Below are 19448 nucleotides of genomic sequence, written 5' to 3'. Positions count from 1 at the left end.
AAGACCATCAACATTGCAATAAAGGGGTCGTACAAACCGGGAAATACACACAAACCATTGTTTTATAGAAATATTGCATTTATCAGAACCACTAACCAAGTGATTTACAGAAAGAAATACCATCTATAACCGGAACGTAATTTACGTACCAGAAATGTAATCTGCGTTTATTTATTGTAAAAATTTGGTTGTTGAACGTATTAACTTGTGATTATACTTATCCGGCCTTACCAATTATTCATAAGACTGGGAGAGACAGCATGAAAAAACGATTCGGGGCGCAATACACACTCACACCGTTAGCCACAGCTTTGGCACTGGCATTACCAATTACGGTGCTAGCGCAAGATACAAGTTCACAGGATCCTGAAGTGATAGAAGTTAAAGGGATTCGTTCTAGTGTTACTAAAGCATTGTCGATGAAGCGTTACGAAGTAGGTGTCTCTGACGCCATTTCCGCTGACGACATTTCAAGCTTTCCTGATGAAAATATCGCCGAATCGATCCAACGTATTGCCGGAATTCAAATTCAACGTTCGAACGGACGCGGTGCGTTGATCAGCATTCGGGGACTAGGCCCCGAATATGCGGCAACAACCCTGAATGGTCAGGCGTTTGCCAGCGCACAATTTGACGGTGGCTTCCGCTTTGATATTGTGCAGTCAGAACTGGCATCAGAAATTCAGGTATTCAAAACTCCCAGCGCATCAATGGATGAAGGCGGCTTGTCTGGTGCTGTGAATATAGGCACAGCTAAGCCTCTCAACTATTCCGAACGCAAGATGCTTGCAAAAGTCGAGGCAAACTACTCAGAAGACCGCAGCAGTGCCACACCCGGCGGAAGCTTTACGTATATCGACCAATTTAATGACAACCTTGGTGTTTTAGTTAACTTTGGTTATCAGGAGCTCGATACCCGTTATGACTTAATGTACAGCCAACGTTTTTCCGATGTTGACCTGAACAGCGATGGCGAAAGCGATTACGCAGCTAATGGCATCCCACTGGAACGAACCAATCGTCCCCGAATGCGACGCGAAGACGGCAACACGCAACGTTATCTGTTAAATACAGCAATACAATATGTAGCCAGCGATACTCTGGAATTTGGATTAACAGGGATTCTTGCACAGGATGAACGTAAGATTTACTTCCAGCAGTTAGTTCCACTTTTTGGTGGTGGTGATCCTGAACCCACCCTTACCTACCTGGGCCAAACAGATAATACTGTAGACCATATCCTTGCTGAGAACATTCGCGTAGAAGCCAACCATACCCGTCAAACTGAAGACCGCACCAGCTATGCTGTAACAGGTACATCAGAATGGATGATTACCGATGATTTCACCATGAATAGTGCACTCCATTACACTGCGGGAAGCATTGATATCGTAGAACGCGCAGTTGTATTAGGTATTCGTTCAGACCTTGAAGTCGACATGGATCCAAATAATCCCGTATTCACTTCAAACGGCCTCAATCCGGTGTCAGATCCCAGCTCATGGGCGTTAGATAATCTGTTTCGTAATGACATCTCAGGTAAAGTGCAAACTTACGATACTGACGAGCTCGCTGCACAGGTTGACTTCAACTATTATCTCGACAGCGATTTCTTCAAAGCCGTGAAGTTTGGTTTCAAGCACCGCAGACAAACTCTGGATACCGAAAGTACGCGTTATGACCGGAATTTCCGTGACGACGATATTTATACTGCGCCTTTCCCCACCGTTGCAGAAGCGAGTTATACCGTAAACGACTTTAGCGGCGGTGAGTTCGCTGGGTTAAACTTGAATTATGTATTACCGGATGTTGATGCTTACCTGCAAGCCTTTGATGAATCGGGTCTGACAATTGAACCAAACTTCCAGGAAGCCGGATTCTTTCAAATCGATCGCAACATTACCAATTTTTATACACAGCTGGACTTTGGTAATGATTACCTTCGCGGTAATATTGGCGTACGTTACGCTAAAACAGATCGTACCGTTGACACCGTTACTTATGACGGCGGAATTCAAGTAACAACAGGCGCATTTACGGATATCGGCGGCGATTCTGCCGAACCGTCATCGAGTAGCTTTGATTATGACAACTGGCTACCAAGCTTAAACCTTGCCTATGATCTAACCGACGACATCGTGATTCGTGCTGCGGCAGGCAAAGTATTGGTGCGCCCGATTATTGGTGAAACCGCGAGCTTTGGCCGCGAGATTGCGACTCTGGACAACGGTACCGATATTATTGTGAATGTCTCTGAAGGCTCTTTCGACCTTCCGGCACTGACCGCTAACCAGTACGATTTAAGCGCAGAATGGTACTTCAATGAATCAAGTGCAATTACTCTGGCATACTTCAAAAAAGAAGTTAAAAATCAAGTTATTACTGAGGCAGTATGCCCGGGTGATTTCCAATTAGCCGATGTTTCATTTGACTCAGCAACCGGTGAATGTCGTGGCACCGATGGCTATATCTATAACATCACACGAAATCGTGCGACCGATGGTGTTTTAGAGATCAATGGTATTGAGCTTGCTTATAACCAGTCGTTTGATTTCTTGCCAGCACCATTTAATGGTTTGGGCATGATCGCTAACTACACCCTGTTGGATGCAGACAATCCACAAGAAGAACAACCGCTTCTGGGTTCATCAGAACGTACTGCCAACCTCATTGGTTATTACGAAAATGGTGGTTTCGCCATTCGTATTGCCATGAACTATCGCAGTGAATATTCATTGAATGATGGCTCAAAAACAGGTGAAAACTTCGGTGACAGCAGTGCCATAGTGCCTAATCCCGGAAGCTTACTCGATGCCCGGAAACAAGTCGATGTATCCATGTCATACGAGTTTGAGAATGGCGTAAAAGTGTCGTTGGAAGGTATTAACGTTAACGGCGATTACGAGCGTGGAACACGTTTCGAGAAAGCCCGGTTACAATCTGTTGCGACCTTTGGCTCTACCTACTTCATGGGTGTAACGTACAGCTTCTGACAATTGTGCTTATGTGGTTACCTTTTTTGGTAACCACATACTTTTATTTGGTCATGTAAATTGACCACCCGAACAGTAAGACGCTAGAGTGGAAGTAAAGCAGGTTCAGAAAAAACAATATTCATGCACTTTCAAATTAATGATTTATCAAGCAAACGCCTTTATTTGCAAATCGCCGAACAAGTCCTGGAGATGATAAGTCAGGGTAGTTTACGTGTCGGTGAAAAACTACCGGCAGAACGCAAACTTGCGGAAACCTTTAATGTTAGCCGCCCCACTATCCGCGAGGCAATGATCGCGCTGGAAGTGAGTGGTATTGTGGAAATTCGCTCGGGCTCCGGCGTGTATGTCATCGCTGAATCTGGCCGTAGCGAACTCAACATCGAAGAAAACTTACCCGGCCCGTTTGAAATTCTGGAAGCCCGTTTGTATTTTGAATCAGAAGCCGCAGCTTTAGCTTCTCAGCGGATTACTCATCAGGAAATTCATCAGTTAAAAGTGTTTCAAAAGAAAATGCAAAATCTTGAGAGTCAGGATTTAGCAAAAACACATAGTTATGACCGAAGTTTTCACGAGCTGATCGCACAATCAACAAGAAACTCCAGTATTTACGAAATCATCTGTGGGTTGTGGTCGCTACGTAACCGGTCTGAAATGAATACCACTTTCGATGCGTTAATTCGCCGTCGTGGTGCGTCACCAATAATTGAAGATCATCACCTGATTATAGAAGCATTACAAAGCAGAGACGAAAGTCGGGCAAAACAAGCAATGAGATCCCATATCCAGCGAGTCATCAATGAGTTCTCAGAGTGCACCTTAAACGACGACTAGTTACCTGACCCCTAATGCATCGGTGTGATTGATCGCAACCCTCTTGGAGAAAGACATGCGATTAACGCATTGCGCTGTTTCAGCGTTATTTGTCAGTGCGGCGCTGGCTGGCTGTGAAAAATCTAATAAAGTAGAAGCACCGGTTTCTGTGCAACAAGCAGTGAGTGAACAGCTTGCCCCTGTCGATGCGGTATGGCCCTGGTTAGATTCAGCCAATTCCCGCTGGTTTTACTTTAATTCAGCCACCCGACCGTTCGGCATGGTGAATCTCAGCCCCGACACCGAAATTGACGGAGCATGGGGTAGTGGATACCGGTATAACACTGAGGAAGTAAAAGGCTTCAACCATGTCCATGCATGGCAGTTGTCAGGTTTATCAGTGCTTCCTATCTCTCAACAGCGACCACTGGCAGACATAGAAAACGACTATTTCTCTGCGTTTAGTCACGACAAAGAAAATGTAGCGGCTGGTTACCATTCACTCATCCTTGAGCGCTATCGCATCAACGCTGAGTTGACCGCCACCACCCGCGTTGGCTTTCATCACTATGAATATACACAAGCGGGACCGAAACAGATCTTGCTGGATTTAGAGGGTCAATTTGGTCCCTCGGAGTTATCCAAAGGCAGCTTTACCCAAATTGATGACACCACGTTTAGTGGTTCTGTGATTAATGCACCCACTATTCGTCGCCCGCGCCCTACACCAGTGTTTTTTTATATCAAACTGAACAAGCCGGTTGCCAAAATTGATGTCAATGAAACAGCAGCGCTGCTAACACTGGATGACTCTACAGATGACGTGCTGATGAAAGTGGCTATTTCTTACGTAGATGAGGATGGTGCTAAGCAAAACATACAATCTGAGTTACCCGGATGGGATTTCAACGCCACTGTAGCGGCTTCACGTGATACCTGGAATGAATGGTTAGGGAAAATCCGGGTAGAAGGGGGAAGTGAAAAAGTGCGCCGTCGTTTTTACACCGATTTATTCCACGCGCTTCAAGGGCGTCGAATTATCTCTGATGTTGATGGCCGCTATTCAGATCAAACCAGCGCTGAACGAAAAATCAAACAACTCCCCTTAAATGCGCAACACCAACCTGAATTCAATCACCACAACTCAGATTCCTTCTGGGGCGCTCAGTGGACTATTCAAACCTTGTGGCCGTTGGCCTATCCCAAGGTGGCGTCTGACTTTTCAAACTCGATGCTGACCATGGCGGAAGATGGCGGCTATGTGCCCAGAGGGCCATCTGGTGGAAATTACACTTACGTAATGACAGGCGCCTCGTCTACGCCATTTATCGTCAGCACTTATTTAAAAGGTATTCATGATTTTGACCCGCTGAAAGCCTATGAAGCGCTGAAAAAAAATCACTTACCAGGCGGTATGATGAGCCACGCAGGCTATGAACACGACTCTGCTATAGGTGGCGGGTTGGAATATTATATCGAGAAGGGCTTTGTGCCTTACCCGCTGCCAGTTGAAAGCGACGCGTTCCACCGCGATGGAGCAGGTCAAACCCTTGAATACGCTTATCAAGACTGGACTTTGGGACAGTTGGCGCAGGAACTCGGCCTTGCTGAAGATGCTGAGTGGCTGAAAAACCGTAGTCTCAATTATCGGAATATTTATGATACCGGGACCGGTTTCATGCGTCCGAAAGATGAAAATGGAAAGTGGAAAGCCGACTTTGACCCGTTTGAATACCGGCACGGTTTCGTCGAGTCGAACGCAGCACAAATGACGTGGTACGTACCTCACGATATTGCCGGCCTCGCTGATTTAATGGGTGGGGAAAAAGTCGCAGCCAATCGTTTGAATGAGGCTTTTGAAGCCGCTGAAAAACTTGGATTTACTTCGGGTACCGCGCACGCTCAGGAAACCCACGAAGAGTACCGCCGTATTCCTGTGAACTACGGCAATCAACCTTCAATTCAAACCGCTTTTATCTTTAATGAACTCGGTGAGCCGGGCAAAACCCAATATTGGTCCAGGGAGGTGGTCAATCAGGTTTATCAAAACTTGTCACCTGAGCATGGCTACAACGGTGATGAAGACCAGGGATTGATGGGTTCACTTGCGGTATTAATGAAAATCGGATTATTCCAGGTCGATGGCGGCGCGCGTCAAGAGCCCGTTTATCAAATAGGAAGCCCGATCTTTGATCGTATCACCATTGCTTTAGATGAACGTTATTACAGTGGCAAAAATTTCACGATTGAGACCGTGAACAACAGTGACGAAAATCGTTATATTAAATCGGCATGGTTAAACGGTAAGCCTCTTAACCGCCGGTATCTGACGCACGGAGAAATTACCCGGGGAGGGTTACTCAAACTTGAAATGACGTCCACTCCCTGAGATTAATCGTGTTCAGTGACGATTCTTCCATATCTTAAAGGGAGAAATTGACGTTCTGAGAATAGTAAAGGCCGGATAACCGGCCTTTACTGCTTACAAATGTATTTAATCAGCTTCATCGTGACGGGTATTCAACCGCCAGCATGGTTGCCCGCTGCCACGGTACTTCCGCTCGAAGGGGGTCATGTGGTTATCACCGGTAATTTCACTGATATCTCCGGATAAACCATAGTGACTTGCCGCGCGGGCGAATTCCATCAGATACAGGAACCAGTTGCTGCGCACCTCAATGTTGCTGCACAGCGCCATAATATCCACCATGGCAGCAGAAGCGTACCAACGCTTTTGTACCTGAGACGGTTTCGGATAAGGATTAGGGTACAGCAAAAAGTGCTGCACAATATTCCAGTCCGCCGTGCGAGCCAGGCGCCAGAAGTCATTTACATCTGCACGAAACACAGCGTAGTTCTGACTTTCTGTCTGATAGTGCACGTGCTTATCTACTCTCAGCGCAGACTTATCAATACCAATAACTCTGGCATCAGGAAAGCGTTCAGCCAGGTTGGCCGTGCTTTCCCCTACCCCACAGCAGGAATCCAGAATCACATCGCCCTGCCAGTCATCCAGCCACGCACACACGTCATCAAAAGATGCGCGGGTATGGTCACTCACCGGACGCTGGTTTTCCGTGCGGCGATACCGCTCAACCAGTTCATCGAGCTTCTCATGAATGCCCTGCTGATTACTCAGTACTTCACGGGAATTACCGGTACTCACAGTTAACTCCGGATCCCGCGACCTTTTGTCAGCAGATGATGTGCAACAGCGTAAAGCACCACATTAAAGCCGACAAGAATGGCAATGGACACAGAAACATTAACGTCTGACACACCTAGAAAGCCATAGCGGAAACCATTCACCATGTACACGATGGGGTTAGCCTTACTGACAATTTGCCAGAATTCCGGTAACAGCGTTAACGAGTAGAATACACCGCCCAGATAGGTCAGCGGGGTCAGCACAAAAGTGGGCACCATGCTGATATCATCAAAGGTTTTTGCAAATACAGCGTTTACCAGACCGGCGGTAGCAAATAAGGTGGAGGTAAGCAGCAAGGTAACCACAATAGCGGCCAGGTTGTGAATTTGCACATCAACGAAAAACATTGATACACAGGTCACAATAATGCCGATTAAGATAGCACGGGCAACGCCGCCGCCCACGTAACCGAAAATGATCACCCATGTCGGTACAGGAGCCACCAGCAATTCTTCAATATTGCGTTGGAATTTGGCGCTGAAAAACGACGATGACACGTTTGAATAAGAGTTCGTGATCACAGACATCATGATCAGTCCGGGTACAATAAACTCCATATAGGTGAAGCCGCCCATCTGACCAATCCGTTCACCAATCAGACTACCGAAAATGACAAAATACAGTGTCATAGTAATTGCCGGCGGCACCAGTGTTTGTACCCAGATGCGCAGAAAGCGGGTACATTCTTTAATCCAGATAGTATTCAGCGCAATCCAGTTATTTTGTCCGTGCATGATTACGCCTCCTCTTTAGCTTTACGGCCATTCTCGACCAGGGTAACAAACAACTCTTCCAGGCGGTTCGACTTGTTACGCATACTGAGCACCGGCACCGATTGCTCTGTTAACTGGGTAAATACCGGATTCAGCCCTTCAGTTTTCTCCACATCCACTTCCAGCGTATTTTCATCCAGCAAACGGTGAGTAAAACCTGAAATAACCGGCTTGTTAGCGTAATTGCCAAGATCCAGCACAAATGTTTCCATGCTTAATTTGGCCAGCAGCGACTTCATACTGGTATTTTCCACTATCGTCCCCTTATCAATGATCGCGATATTGCGGCACAGCATTTCCGCTTCTTCGAGATAATGGGTTGTCAGGATGATAGTGATCCCCTGTTCATTGATGGTTTTAAGGAAGTCCCACATGGAACGGCGGATTTCAATATCCACACCGGCGGTGGGCTCATCCAGAATCAGCAATTTGGGTTCGTGCATTAACGCCCGTGCAATCATCAGGCGGCGCTTCATGCCTCCTGACAACGTGCGCGCAGCCATGTCTTTCTTTTCCCACAGGTCGAGCTGCTTTAAGTATTTTTCGGCCCGTTCTTTAGCCACGTTGCGGGGCACACCATAGTAACCCGCCTGATTCAGTACGATTTGCAGTACGGTTTCGAACTGGTTGAAGTTGAATTCCTGCGGCACCAGGCCAATGCAGGATTTAGCCTTTTCTTTTTCAGTATTCAGGTCGTACCCGAACACTTTCACATCGCCTTCGCTGGCGTTAACCAGTGAACTGATAATGCCGATGGTGGTGGATTTACCGGCACCGTTAGGTCCCAGCAGGGCAAAAAAATCCCCCTCATCTACATGCAGGTTGACGCCGCGCAGTGCCTGCACGCCACCTTTGTAGATTTTCTTCAAATCTGTGATATCCAGCGCTTTCATGCTTTGCCTGTTTTGTTTTCATTAAGCCGTTAATAATAACATGAAAAAAGCGCCCGTTGCGGGCGCTAAACGTTGGGGTTGGGAGGATTAACGAAAGGAATTAGCGCTGTGCCGTCATAGCCTGTCCGGCTGGCAAGATTTGCATAACCACTTTGCGGTCGAAGAAGGTATTTTCTGCAGAAGAATGCTGACTGCCCGCTTCCCCGACAGCAAGCAGGGCAATTTTATCTTCACTCACACCCCGTGCTGTGAGTGCCTGTTTAACCGCGCCGGCGCGCTGTTCTGACAATGTCTGGTTAAAGGTGGCTTCGCCGCGATAATCCGCATAACCGGTTAACCGGATCCCCAGCCCTTCATGTTGCTTAAGCGCCTTCGCAATCAGATCAAGCTGCGTACTATAGAGTGCTTCGATATCGTCAGAGCCGCTCTTAAACTGAATGGCACTCTCCATCGCCATCACCTGCTCTTCCGGATACGACGTCAAACCTACCTGAGTGATTGAAGCCTGAAGCTGCGCCGATTCCAGTGCATCTCTTACAGCCAGAAGCTGCTGTTGAGATTCAGTTAATGCAGCATTGCTGGCCATTAAATCAGCCTGTGTATCTTTTAACTGTTCACTGGTTGCCTTGCTGTCACCAATTACGGCCCCCAGAATACCGGCAACGCCGGCGCCAATGGGACCTGCCACAATAGCACCGATAACCACGCCGGTTCCTAATCCGACTGCCGCAGCTTTGTCTTTTTGTTCCTGATAATGCCTGTCACTGGCAGCCTGTGCTACCGGGTTAACCATAACCGCGATGATGCCTGCTAAAAGTACTTTTTTACCTGTCATGTTCATTTCCTTACCAGAGTGAGTGTTGATGGTAATAATTAAACCGGCACAATCTGACCATGCTCCAAGTGAAATGGGGAAAGGTGGCGAAGCATTGTGATAAATCGGGGCAATCAGGTCACTTGACCACGTTACGCCGGTTAAACAGGGCAAATATGGCTAAAAAGTGGCGTTACGGGGGAATTTTGTCTTAATCAGGCATTGTTCAGTTTTCATGGTGTATAGTCATGCCACTGAAACTGAAAAGATTAATGACGATGCCAAGAACTATTGCTCTTGTTGAAGATGATGCCGCCATCAGGGAAAACTATATTGCTGCACTGCAGGCGCAGGGTTATCAGGTGAATGCCTATGCTGACAGACCATCCGCTTCTGCTGCTTTCTCACAGGCGCTCCCTGATCTGGCTATTATTGATATTGGCCTGAAAGAAGAAATGGAAGGCGGCTTTATGCTGTGTCAGCAATTGCGACAGCTATCCCAGACCATGCCGGTCATTTTCTTTACCGCCAGAGACAACGATGTGGATACCATCAGCGGACTGCGTATGGGAGCCGACGACTACCTGACAAAAGATATCAGTATGGCGCATCTGCTCGCACGTATCGCCGCCCTGTTCAGGCGCACGGACTTATTGTCATCGCCGAAGCAACAGAGCGAACAAATTCAGCTTGGTCATTTAAGTGTAGATGTCAGCCGCATGACAGTAAGCTGGAAGAACGAGCCGGTTGCCTTAACAGTCACAGAGTTCTGGATGCTGCACGCATTGATCAAACATCCCGGCCACGTAAAAAGCCGGCAACAACTGATGGACGAATCACGGATGGTTGTCGACGACACCACCATTACGTCCCATATTAAGCGCATGCGTAAAAAATTTATCCAGCTGGACAGCACCTTTGATCATATCGATACGGTGTATGGCATGGGTTATCGCTGGCAGGGCTGATTGTTCGTGAACTTACGCTTTTCTATCCGCCTGCAATTGCTGGTGCTGTCGCTATTTTTGTTCACCATCCCCTGGCTGGGGTACCGCTATGTGTGGGAGCTTGAACAATATTTGCGGACCGGGCAGGAACAAACCATGATTGGTACAGCAAGAGCGGTGGCCACTGCGCTGCACGAACGCCCGGCCCTGTTTGACAGTCAGTCTGCCTACTTAAAAGATGTTCGCCCCGGCACAGATTTGTACGCTCCGCCCATCCCCACTCCCATTCAGCTGGATGGCAAATTTTCAGACTGGAATGCAGTCTCTGGCCTCAGTCAGCAATATGGTGAAGGTCAGGTAGTTTCGTGGTTTGGCAAAGTTGCGGATTTTCCGCCGGTCACACTGTCTTTTAATCATATGGTGGGACGCTACGGAAAATACCTGTATGCCATGTTTGATGTGCAGGATGACAGCGTTGTGTGGCGTGCATCTAACGCACTGGCCGTCGATCAGAGTGACCATTTACTGATCAGTGTTATTGCCGGTGACGGCGAACTGGAACGTTTTGTCATTGCACCTTACTCAGAAGGCTGGGTGAATGCATTTAAGCTGGACGACACGCCGGGGGGCTACAGAGCCACAGACAACGAACTGCGTATTCAGGGCCGCTGGCAACTAACCGGTGAGGGATACGGCATTGAACTACGCTTTCCATTGAGTATGACCACAGGCGCTCTCGCCTTTGCGCTGGTTGATGTGGACGATCCGGCCAGCCGGGAGAAGCGCTACGCGGTGGGCACAGCGAACCCCAATCAGGCCGACGGCATGGGCACGGTACTGACGCCGTCGCCGGAAATTGAACGCATCCTTTCCGGGCTTAAATATGCCGATTCACGGGTGTGGGTAGTCGATAACCACATGCGTGTACTTGCCAGAGCCGGCTCGATCCAGTCAGCCACCGGGTTTAAAGTACGCCGTGAGGAGCAGCAAGGTTACCCGTGGTGGCAGTGGCTTGAGCAGCATGTTTTGCTGCCGCTTTATTATCATATTCTGACCCGTCCGCCAGCCGGATTTGTTGATGAGTTGCAGGGCGCGTATGCGCTGGCCGGAAAAGATATTGCTTCGGCGCTGTCCGGCACACCGGATTCCTTATGGCGGCTTTCTCCTGACAGTAAAGCCGTTATTCTTTCCGCCGCTTACCCTATTTATATTGAGGAAAACGTAATGGGTGCAGTGGTGGTTGAACAAACCACCAACGGCATCCGTACCCTGCGAAACCGTGCTCTGGAGCAACTTTTCCATGTAATCCTGGCAGTGATGCTGCTGGGCACCCTCAGTTTATTTTTGTTTGCTAACCGTATTTCTAACCGGGTGCGGACACTGAGAGACAACACTGAGGCAGTGATTGACGATAACGGCAAAATTGTCGGCAGTTTACCGGCAGTGCGCCGTGTAGATGAAATTGATGACTTGCATCAGTCCTTCGCCGGCGTGTTAAACCGTCTTCAGCAATACAATTCGTATCTGGAAAACATGGCCTCACGACTCTCCCACGAATTGCGGACGCCTATTGCTGTTGTACGTTCATCACTGGACACCATCAGCGAAGTGAAAGATCCTTCCCAGCAGTCTGTTCTGATTGGCCGGGCGCAAAGCGGCATCACCCGGTTAAGCACCATTTTAAACAGTATGAGTGAAGCCACACGACTGGAACATGCTATCGCTCAGGAAGACCCCGAACTGTTCGATGCAGCCGCTGTCGTTTCCGGCTGTATTGATGGTTACGCCCATGTTTTTTCTGAACGCACCTTCCAACTTAAAATCTCGCTGGAAGAGGCAAAATTACGGGGTTCAGGGGATTTATTCGCGCAGATGCTGGATAAAATTATCGCCAACGCGGTGGAGTTCAGTCACAACGGCGATACGATTACAGTGCACTTATGGCGGGAAGGTAAATCAGTAAAACTGTCGGTGACCAACCCGGGACCACCGTTGCCCGATAACATGAACGACAACCTGTTGCAGTCGATGGTATCGGTGAGGCCGGATGAAGAACGTCACAAATCCGCTGAACACCCTCACCTTGGTTTAGGACTGTTTATTGCCAATATGATTGCTGGCTACCACAAAGGGCGTGTGCAACTGAATAACCTGCCGGACAACACCGGCGTTTGTGTTGTGGTGCAGTTGCCTCTGGCGGTCTAGGGATTTTTTAATCATCGCCGCCAAGGTCAGGCACGTTTTTCATCAGCATGGCAGCCCGGCGGCGCGCCATATTCTGTGCATATTTGCGGATGCTGACCGTATTGTCTTTCTCATCCACAATTTCAATACCGAGAAGATGCTCAAGAATATCTTCCAGCGTAACAATTCCTTCCAGACCGCCGTATTCGTCCACTACCATGAAAATGTGCACCCGCCGCGTCATGAACAAATCAAGGACATTGGCAATAGGCATACTGCTCAATACCGTGATCATATCCCGCCGGTAATCTTTCAATTGTTTTTGCGTATTCCCTCTGGCGTAGGCCAGCAGTAAATCTGAACGCATAACAAAACCATGGATATGCTCACTGTCTTCGCCGGTGTAAACCGGTATGCGGGAGAACTCCATATGAGCATGTTGATGGAAGAAGCCTTCCACTGTCATGGTTTCCGATAAGGAGAACATCGACGTACGGTGAGTCATGGCATCCCGCACCTTCACTTCATGCATATTCAGCATGTTTTTCAGAAAGGCGGTTTCCTTTTCGGCCAGTTGTCCTTCCTGCCATGACAACTCAGCCATTGCCTGCAATTCGTTGCGGCTCAGCCCTCTTAGCGGGCTTTCTTCTTTAAATCCTTTTGTGAGCTTTTCAGAAAACCATACAAAAGGGGTTAATAACCAGGTGAGGTATTTCAGAAACCATGCTGTCGGCGTTGCCAGTGCCCGCCAGTAGGTTGCGCCCAGCGTCTTTGGAATGATCTCAGAAAAGATCAGGATCAGTAAGGTTAAAATCGCACTGATGATCCCCAGATACGCGTCGCCAAACACCACGGCGGCCTGTGCACCCGCTCCCGCTGCTCCCATGGTATGGGCAATGGTATTTAATGTCAGAATGGCTGATAAGGGTTTGTTGATATCATCGGTTAATCCCCGCAGCAATTTACCGGAAGGTGCGCCTTCCTTTTCCAGTACTGAAATGTAGGCAGAAGAAATACTCAGGATCACCGCCTCAGCTATCGAGCAAAGAAATGAAAAGCCCAGCGCTATTAAAATATAAACAATCAGCAGAAACATAGCGTTGCAAAACCCGTTAATTAGACGCGAAAAATAACCATAACGTATCTGCAGGCAGTTTGCAGATATTCTGTTGTCCACCTGTACAAACAAAACAGCCGGCAAGTGCCGGCTGTTTAATTTCAGTATCGATGCATGCTTACGCTTGCTGTTTTTCCCGCTTGAATTTAGCGATAACAGACCAGGCTTCCAGCATAACCAGCACACTGACAACCAGTACCACTGCATCCAGGAATACCAGCAGGTAATTTTCCGCTGCCCAGTATTCCTGAAGCTTAATGACACCGGCAAAGAATGCCATCACCAGAACAAACGTCATCGGAATAAGCGTGTATATGGCCGGGCGGTTCATTTTGATCAACATTACCGAGATAACCAGCAATGTCAGTGACGCCAGGATTTGGTTAGTCGACCCGAACAATGGCCAGATGATCATACCGCCGGAGCCGGATGCGCCACCGGCACCGAATGACAGCAGCAAACAGGTACCCACTGCAACCAGCGTAGCGACAACGCCATTTTTGAGGATATTAAGGTTATAAATCTCGCCCCATTCCTGGATGATGTAACGTTGTAAACGCACACCTGAATCCATGGTAGTACCGGCAAACAGTACAACCATAACGGCCAAAATAGTAGATGAGAAATCTACCGGTAGTCCCCAGCCTTGCTGGATAAGGTTTGCACCACCGGTAATGAATGCAGAAACGCTTCCGTCACCAAGGTGGCTGTACACTTCGTGCCATTCTTCAGGGGATGCGGCTAAGGCCACGCCACTCACTGCAACGATGGTGATAAGTGCAAGACTTCCCTCGCCTACGGCACCGAGATAACCAACGAAACGGGCATCAGTCTCTTTATTCAACTGCTTGGAGCTGGTACCGGAAGATACAATGCCGTGGAAACCTGAAACAGCACCACAGGCAATGGTCACGAACAGCAGCGGGATGAGGCTCGGTGTATCAATAGCGGTTTGCGTATTGAACGCCGGTGCCGTGATATCCGGCATAGACATAAATACCGCTCCGTACAGCAGCAGTAAGCCAACCAGTAACTGCATACCGTTGATAAAATCACGTGGTTGCAGCAGCATCCACACCGGTAACAGCGATGCAATGGCAGCATAAATGAACAGAATGATGATCCAGTTGGCGTTAGCGGATAAACCAAACATGGTTTCCGGCAGCTCAAGAGGGATATAACTGCCCGCGTAAACCGACGCATAAAGCACAATAATACCAACCACACACATGGGGATAAGGCTGAAATTGCGCTTGAGCAACTGACCAATCACCAGGGCAACAACAATCGCCATCCAGGCAGGGAAAACCGCGTTAGGCTGAGAAACAAACGACTTGGCAATCACCACGCCGAATACCGCATTTACCATCAGCAGTACCAGGAAGATGACGACCATGAAAAGCGCACGGGAGCGTTTCCCGATAACACTTTCAGACAGCGCCCCCATGGACTTCCCTTTATGGCGGTTACTCGCCCACAAAGCGCCCATATCATGAACACCGGCGAAGAAAATGGTACCGAATACCACCCACAGAACGGCCGGAACCCAACCCCAGTATACGGCGATAGCTGGCCCAACGATAGGTGCAGCACCGGCTACGGAGGTAAAGTGGTGACCCCATAAAACAACTTTGTTTGTGGGCACGTAATCGACTCCGTCGCGCAGTTCGTGAGCAGGCGTCACAAAACTGTCGTCGAGACGGAAAATCTTATCGGCAATGAACCTGGAGTATACAAACCATCCTAGAAGCATGCCTATGATGCCAAGGACGACGATCATTATTGACTGCATAGATTAATCCTGAGTTAGAGGGTACGTTGTTATCATTCTTTAAAGTAACGAGATGTACACTAAGTTGTGAAGCTTTTTTATACAGCATTGACAGGCGTGTGACGACACATCCTGATAATTTACAAGCTGTTAAATTTTACCTGCGTACATAATGCATTACAGTTCATTCACCTGAATAAATGCATCACTGCCCGGAGAGTGCGGAAATTCTAATACGATTCGATGCGGTGTCCGCCCCGGTGCTCCCGTTTAACTGCATACATCAACTCATCGGCTTTCGCCAGTAAAGTGGTCAGTTCAGCATGCTCACGCTTCAGCAGCATTGCGCCAACGGTTGCAGAAACAGCACACGTGCCGACGCCTTCAACAGGTACCGGTACGCTGATCATGTCGATAAGCAGTTTGCACTGAATGTCGATGTCATTAAGGAAAGTCCTGCCTGCCAGCAGGCCAACAACAAATTCATCTCCTCCCCAGCGACAGCATACACAGGTGACATCGGCAAAAAATCTCGGGATCCGGCTCCCCACCGCTTCAAGTACTTTATCTCCGGCTTCATGACCATACTCATCGTTTACCGGTTTAAACTTGTCCAGATCGATCATCATCAGTACAAAGGTTTTGTCATTACCGGCAGAGGCAGAAATAAGATTTCTGAGAAAAGGTTCACCACCCCGCCGGTTATGCAAACCCGTGAGGGGATCATGTTCAGCAGCAAAGCGCACCTGCTCTTCACGTCGCATGCGCCCGGTTATATCATTGACGATAACTTCAATGAGTACCTCACCCTCGCGATGCTGACTGATGCGTTGTTCACTGACGTAAGCAAACAGACAGTGCACCCATTTAACTTCCCCGTTCTCGTAATAGGAAAGGTCGACAGAGTCCTGTTCTGCGTTTTCTCTATTTGAGAAGCTGGAAGCAATGGTTTCAACTTGCCCGGACTCGTTAAACTTACGGCAAAAAGTGTCCAGCGAACTGATATCACCCAGCATGTTTCTGAACGCCGGATTTGCCTGCAACAGGCCCTTTTTCGGGGAAATCAGCGCAATACCTATAGTGGCCCTTTCAAAAAGAAGACGGAATTGCCGTTCCAGTTTCTCGGTGTCTTTGCGAAGCTGCTTTTCCTGCAAATAAAAATGCCGGGTCGCGGATATCATTCCGTTCATCCGGCTAATCAGCTTGCCCAGTTCGTCCTGTCGTTTCTTCACCACTGTAATAGTTTGCAGGTTGTCAGGATCGGAGGGGTCAACCCGCTCAAACTCGCGGCTCAGCTTCAATAATGGCCTGGACAGCATTTCGTTAGTCACAATTGCTACGGCCACGGTAATGCAAAGAGCAACCAGTAACATCGATAAACTCCCCTGCATCGCGAACTCGCTTACGTTGCGCTGAATGAATTCAATATCCGGGTATACAGAGAGCTTCCCGATGGTTTGATCTTCGATAAACGGGTGAATCAAAGGAATAACAACACCGCCTTCCGGCGTTATAAGCTCTCCGCTTTGGGCCAGTACCCCTTCATTAGTTGTCACCACGGCAGCCATAACTAAATCATTTCTCACCAGACCTTCGGTAATCTCCTTCGCCAGAATATCGTCTTCCACATAAACGGCGATAGCAGAAGGCTTGCGGGTACTGTCAGCGAGTTGTGCCACCAGTTGTTTAGTGATAAACATCAGAGAGTCTTCGCTCTGCTGATACACGATACTGCCACCGGCAATGGCAATAATCCCTCCGATAAGAGCGATAATAGAGGCAACCCGGATGTGTAGTCTGCGTAGAAACATTCGTGCAATCCGTTTGCGTTACGTCAAAATGTTGTACTGTATGTCAGGCTGACAACGTTGCTCATGTGGTCTCCGGATACTTGCTGATACAAACTCACTCCCCAGAGCGCATAACCGGGAACGTCAATCCAATAATGGTCATACTGGAATTTTATTGCTGACGACGGCGATACATCCCACCGAACTCCCACACTAACTGAGCGCTGACTTTTTGAAATCGCATTCGAAATCTCCTGGCTGGCGAACGACAGTAAACCGAGATATTGTGCTGTTTCTGCATCTGGCGCTTGTGAGAAATCAGGAACTGGCAGTTGCCGGGATGATTCAGTTTCTTCTATCCCCGCGAAGGTGATGTAAGGCAGCAAGTCGCCAAAACGGTAGCCAAGACTGATATACCCGGAGACATAAGGAGATAAAAGGGTCCAGGCTGAATCCATCGCGACCATTTCTGCCATGACTAGCCATTCATCGTTGTTGTACTGATACCCTAAAGACAAATACCAGATAGCCTCATTGTCCATGTGCAAATGATCATAGACTTCATCAACGCCCGGCCAGAGCACATCAGGTACCGCCAGAAGGCTATCATAATGGGCCTCGAAATCTCCTCCGTTAAAATGGGTTCTGTCTCCCATAAAGTAGGATCCGGTTACCTTTACAAGCCAGTCGTATGCCTCGTATGTTGTAGTCGCATTCAGGACATAGTCGTAATAAATCGTGGTAAAACTGTCGAGGGCAAACAGATTACTTTCTGACTTTCCGGCAGCAAATGTGTGCTGCCACACGCCGTTATTCGCATTATGGCGGTATTGAATCTCAGCACCGTCCACATACGACACTGATGAAGTGGGCAAATAGAAATCGACCGGCGGTCTTACCCAGGGATAGGCATAGCTGACATTTCTGTATTCAGAGAGTAAATAGGCGTTGTAATTCATCCGGCCAACACGGGCCGACCAGTTCCGGTCGAACTGATAGCGAAGAAAGGCCATTTCAAAATAGTTAGCAACTTCGCTGTCTCCGCGGTCCTGTGCAATAGCCTGTACTACTAAGTCCAGATCGTTTGAGAAGTGATAGTTGAACTGGAACCCGACCATAGTATCTGTGAAGACATTAAAATGCTTTCTGGGCTTATTCAGATAAGAGGAACGGAAAGCAAGTTCATCGTTACTGCTGTAACTGGCGCCTACCGTCGCAAACCCGCTGAACCGCCAGTTATCGTCATCCGCGCACTGTGCTGCGGCAGAGACCAGCAATAAAGGTAAAGTGAGAAAGAGACGGATTTTATTCGAGTACAAGAACAATTTTCATCTCCTCTGAAACAGCATTCATTGGAACATAGGCAATATAGTGCTGATTGCCATTAAACAACTCGCCGAGATTCGCTACCGAATTCACCTGAACCGGCGCTTTGGCACGACCGGAAAACAGTAAGCGGGACCAGTACGAGTTCACCTGACGCAGAGAACGGTTTACCAGTGTCTGATAAAACTCTCCTTTCAGATTAAGCTCAGATTTGTAATCAAGGGGAATAAGTACTTCGCCGTCAGATGTCTCGGTAAAACGCCCCATAAATAAATCGATAACTTCAGCTTTTGAAAGGGACTGTACGGCACTGTCGGAGTGAACGACGACAGCAATAGAGTTTTCAGCATTTAACGCGCTTGCATGAAAAGACGTTGTACAGAATACAACCCTGAACAGCAGCCAGATAATTGCCAAACTTTTTGTCATGAAGAAGCTGGGATTACTGAGTAACGAAGAAGATGACTTAACTATAGCCGATATGTTTTAAGTTGCTAATTTTGCGGGAGGAAAAGAAAAACAAAAAAGGCCGCTTGCGCGACCTTTTTTTGGACTAGTGTGTAGTCATCAATTACTTGATGATTTTAGCTACAACACCAGCACCTACTGTACGACCACCTTCACGGATTGCGAAGCGCAGACCTTCTTCCATCGCGATTGGAGCGATCAGGTCAACGACGAATTTCAGGTTGTCACCAGGCATTACCATTTCTACGCCTTCTGGCAGCTCAACGGCACCAGTTACGTCAGTTGTACGGAAGTAGAACTGTGGACGGTAACCTTTGAAGAATGGAGTGTGACGACCGCCTTCATCTTTAG

The 19448-nt window shown here is 48.1% G+C and carries 15 protein-coding genes; 5 read left to right on the top strand and 10 right to left on the bottom strand.

Features of this window, described 5'->3' with window-relative positions; genetic code table 11:
• The first annotated feature begins 260 nt into the window (after nt 1–260).
• The 3 genes from ACXAGR_RS19990 (at nt 261) to ACXAGR_RS19980 (ending at nt 6195) form a co-directional block, all read left to right on the top strand.
• A complete protein-coding gene (locus ACXAGR_RS19990; RefSeq protein WP_474852182.1) occupies nt 261–2993 on the top strand; it encodes a TonB-dependent receptor in 2733 nt (910 codons plus the stop codon).
• A 123-nt stretch (nt 2994–3116) separates the two neighbouring features.
• Complete coding sequence (locus tag ACXAGR_RS19985) at nt 3117–3827, top strand: FadR/GntR family transcriptional regulator (protein ID WP_474852180.1); 711 nt, start codon at nt 3117–3119, stop codon at nt 3825–3827.
• Between the two features lie 55 nt (nt 3828–3882).
• Nucleotides 3883–6195: a GH92 family glycosyl hydrolase gene (locus ACXAGR_RS19980; RefSeq protein WP_474852178.1), complete on the top strand. Its 2313-nt coding sequence runs from the start codon at nt 3883–3885 to the stop codon at nt 6193–6195.
• A gap of 105 nt (nt 6196–6300) precedes the next feature.
• Here ACXAGR_RS19980 and ACXAGR_RS19975 read toward each other — a convergent pair whose 3' ends face one another.
• The 4 genes from ACXAGR_RS19975 to pdsO form a co-directional block, all read right to left on the bottom strand.
• Nucleotides 6301–6972: a methyltransferase domain-containing protein gene (locus tag ACXAGR_RS19975; protein ID WP_474852176.1), complete on the bottom strand. Its 672-nt coding sequence runs from the start codon at nt 6970–6972 to the stop codon at nt 6301–6303.
• Nucleotides 6973–6974: 2 nt separating this feature from the next.
• Nucleotides 6975–7748, bottom strand: coding sequence for an ABC transporter permease (locus ACXAGR_RS19970; RefSeq protein ID WP_119499909.1), 774 nt, complete (start codon nt 7746–7748; stop codon nt 6975–6977).
• Between the two features lie 2 nt (nt 7749–7750).
• Complete coding sequence (locus tag ACXAGR_RS19965) at nt 7751–8680, bottom strand: ABC transporter ATP-binding protein (RefSeq protein WP_119499908.1); 930 nt, start codon at nt 8678–8680, stop codon at nt 7751–7753.
• Nucleotides 8681–8780: 100 nt separating this feature from the next.
• Nucleotides 8781–9515, bottom strand: coding sequence for a sortase-associated OmpA-like protein PdsO (gene pdsO / locus ACXAGR_RS19960; protein ID WP_474845327.1), 735 nt, complete (start codon nt 9513–9515; stop codon nt 8781–8783).
• 257 nt (nt 9516–9772) lie between these two features.
• Here pdsO and pdsR point away from each other — a divergent pair, with 257 nt between their 5' ends.
• Together pdsR and pdsS are read left to right on the top strand one after the other, a co-directional pair.
• Complete coding sequence (gene pdsR / locus ACXAGR_RS19955; protein ID WP_119503272.1) at nt 9773–10462, top strand: proteobacterial dedicated sortase system response regulator; 690 nt, start codon at nt 9773–9775, stop codon at nt 10460–10462.
• Nucleotides 10463–10468: 6 nt separating this feature from the next.
• Nucleotides 10469–12646 (top strand): proteobacterial dedicated sortase system histidine kinase, encoded by a 2178-nt coding sequence (pdsS, locus tag ACXAGR_RS19950; protein WP_474852174.1) that lies wholly within the window; start codon nt 10469–10471, stop codon nt 12644–12646.
• A gap of 7 nt (nt 12647–12653) precedes the next feature.
• Here the strand turns inward: pdsS and ACXAGR_RS19945 are convergent, their stop codons facing one another.
• The 6 genes from ACXAGR_RS19945 to ACXAGR_RS19920 form a co-directional block, all read right to left on the bottom strand.
• Nucleotides 12654–13721 (bottom strand): CNNM domain-containing protein, encoded by a 1068-nt coding sequence (locus ACXAGR_RS19945; RefSeq protein WP_119499906.1) that lies wholly within the window; start codon nt 13719–13721, stop codon nt 12654–12656.
• A gap of 139 nt (nt 13722–13860) precedes the next feature.
• Nucleotides 13861–15534 (bottom strand): carbon starvation CstA family protein, encoded by a 1674-nt coding sequence (locus ACXAGR_RS19940; protein ID WP_474845332.1) that lies wholly within the window; start codon nt 15532–15534, stop codon nt 13861–13863.
• Nucleotides 15535–15743: 209 nt separating this feature from the next.
• Nucleotides 15744–17324 carry a sensor domain-containing diguanylate cyclase gene (locus ACXAGR_RS19935; protein WP_474852172.1) on the bottom strand — a complete coding sequence of 527 codons (1581 nt, stop codon included), beginning with the start codon at nt 17322–17324 and terminating at the stop codon, nt 15744–15746.
• A 23-nt stretch (nt 17325–17347) separates the two neighbouring features.
• The gene (locus tag ACXAGR_RS19930; RefSeq protein ID WP_474852171.1) at nt 17348–18622 is read right to left on the bottom strand and encodes a hypothetical protein; all 1275 of its coding nucleotides are present in this window, start codon (nt 18620–18622) and stop codon (nt 17348–17350) included.
• Nucleotides 18609–19058 (bottom strand): hypothetical protein, encoded by a 450-nt coding sequence (locus ACXAGR_RS19925; RefSeq protein WP_474852169.1) that lies wholly within the window; start codon nt 19056–19058, stop codon nt 18609–18611. The genes ACXAGR_RS19930 and ACXAGR_RS19925 overlap by 14 nt, the downstream gene beginning before the upstream one ends.
• A gap of 142 nt (nt 19059–19200) precedes the next feature.
• On the bottom strand, nt 19201–19448 hold a 248-nt coding region (locus tag ACXAGR_RS19920; protein WP_474852167.1), incomplete at its 5' end, for an EF-Tu C-terminal domain-related protein.

This window comes from Alteromonas sp. ABH4_457 (genome assembly GCF_056160625.1).
Note: the sequence above shows the minus strand (reverse complement) of the source record. Positions and strands in the feature narration are given on the sequence as shown.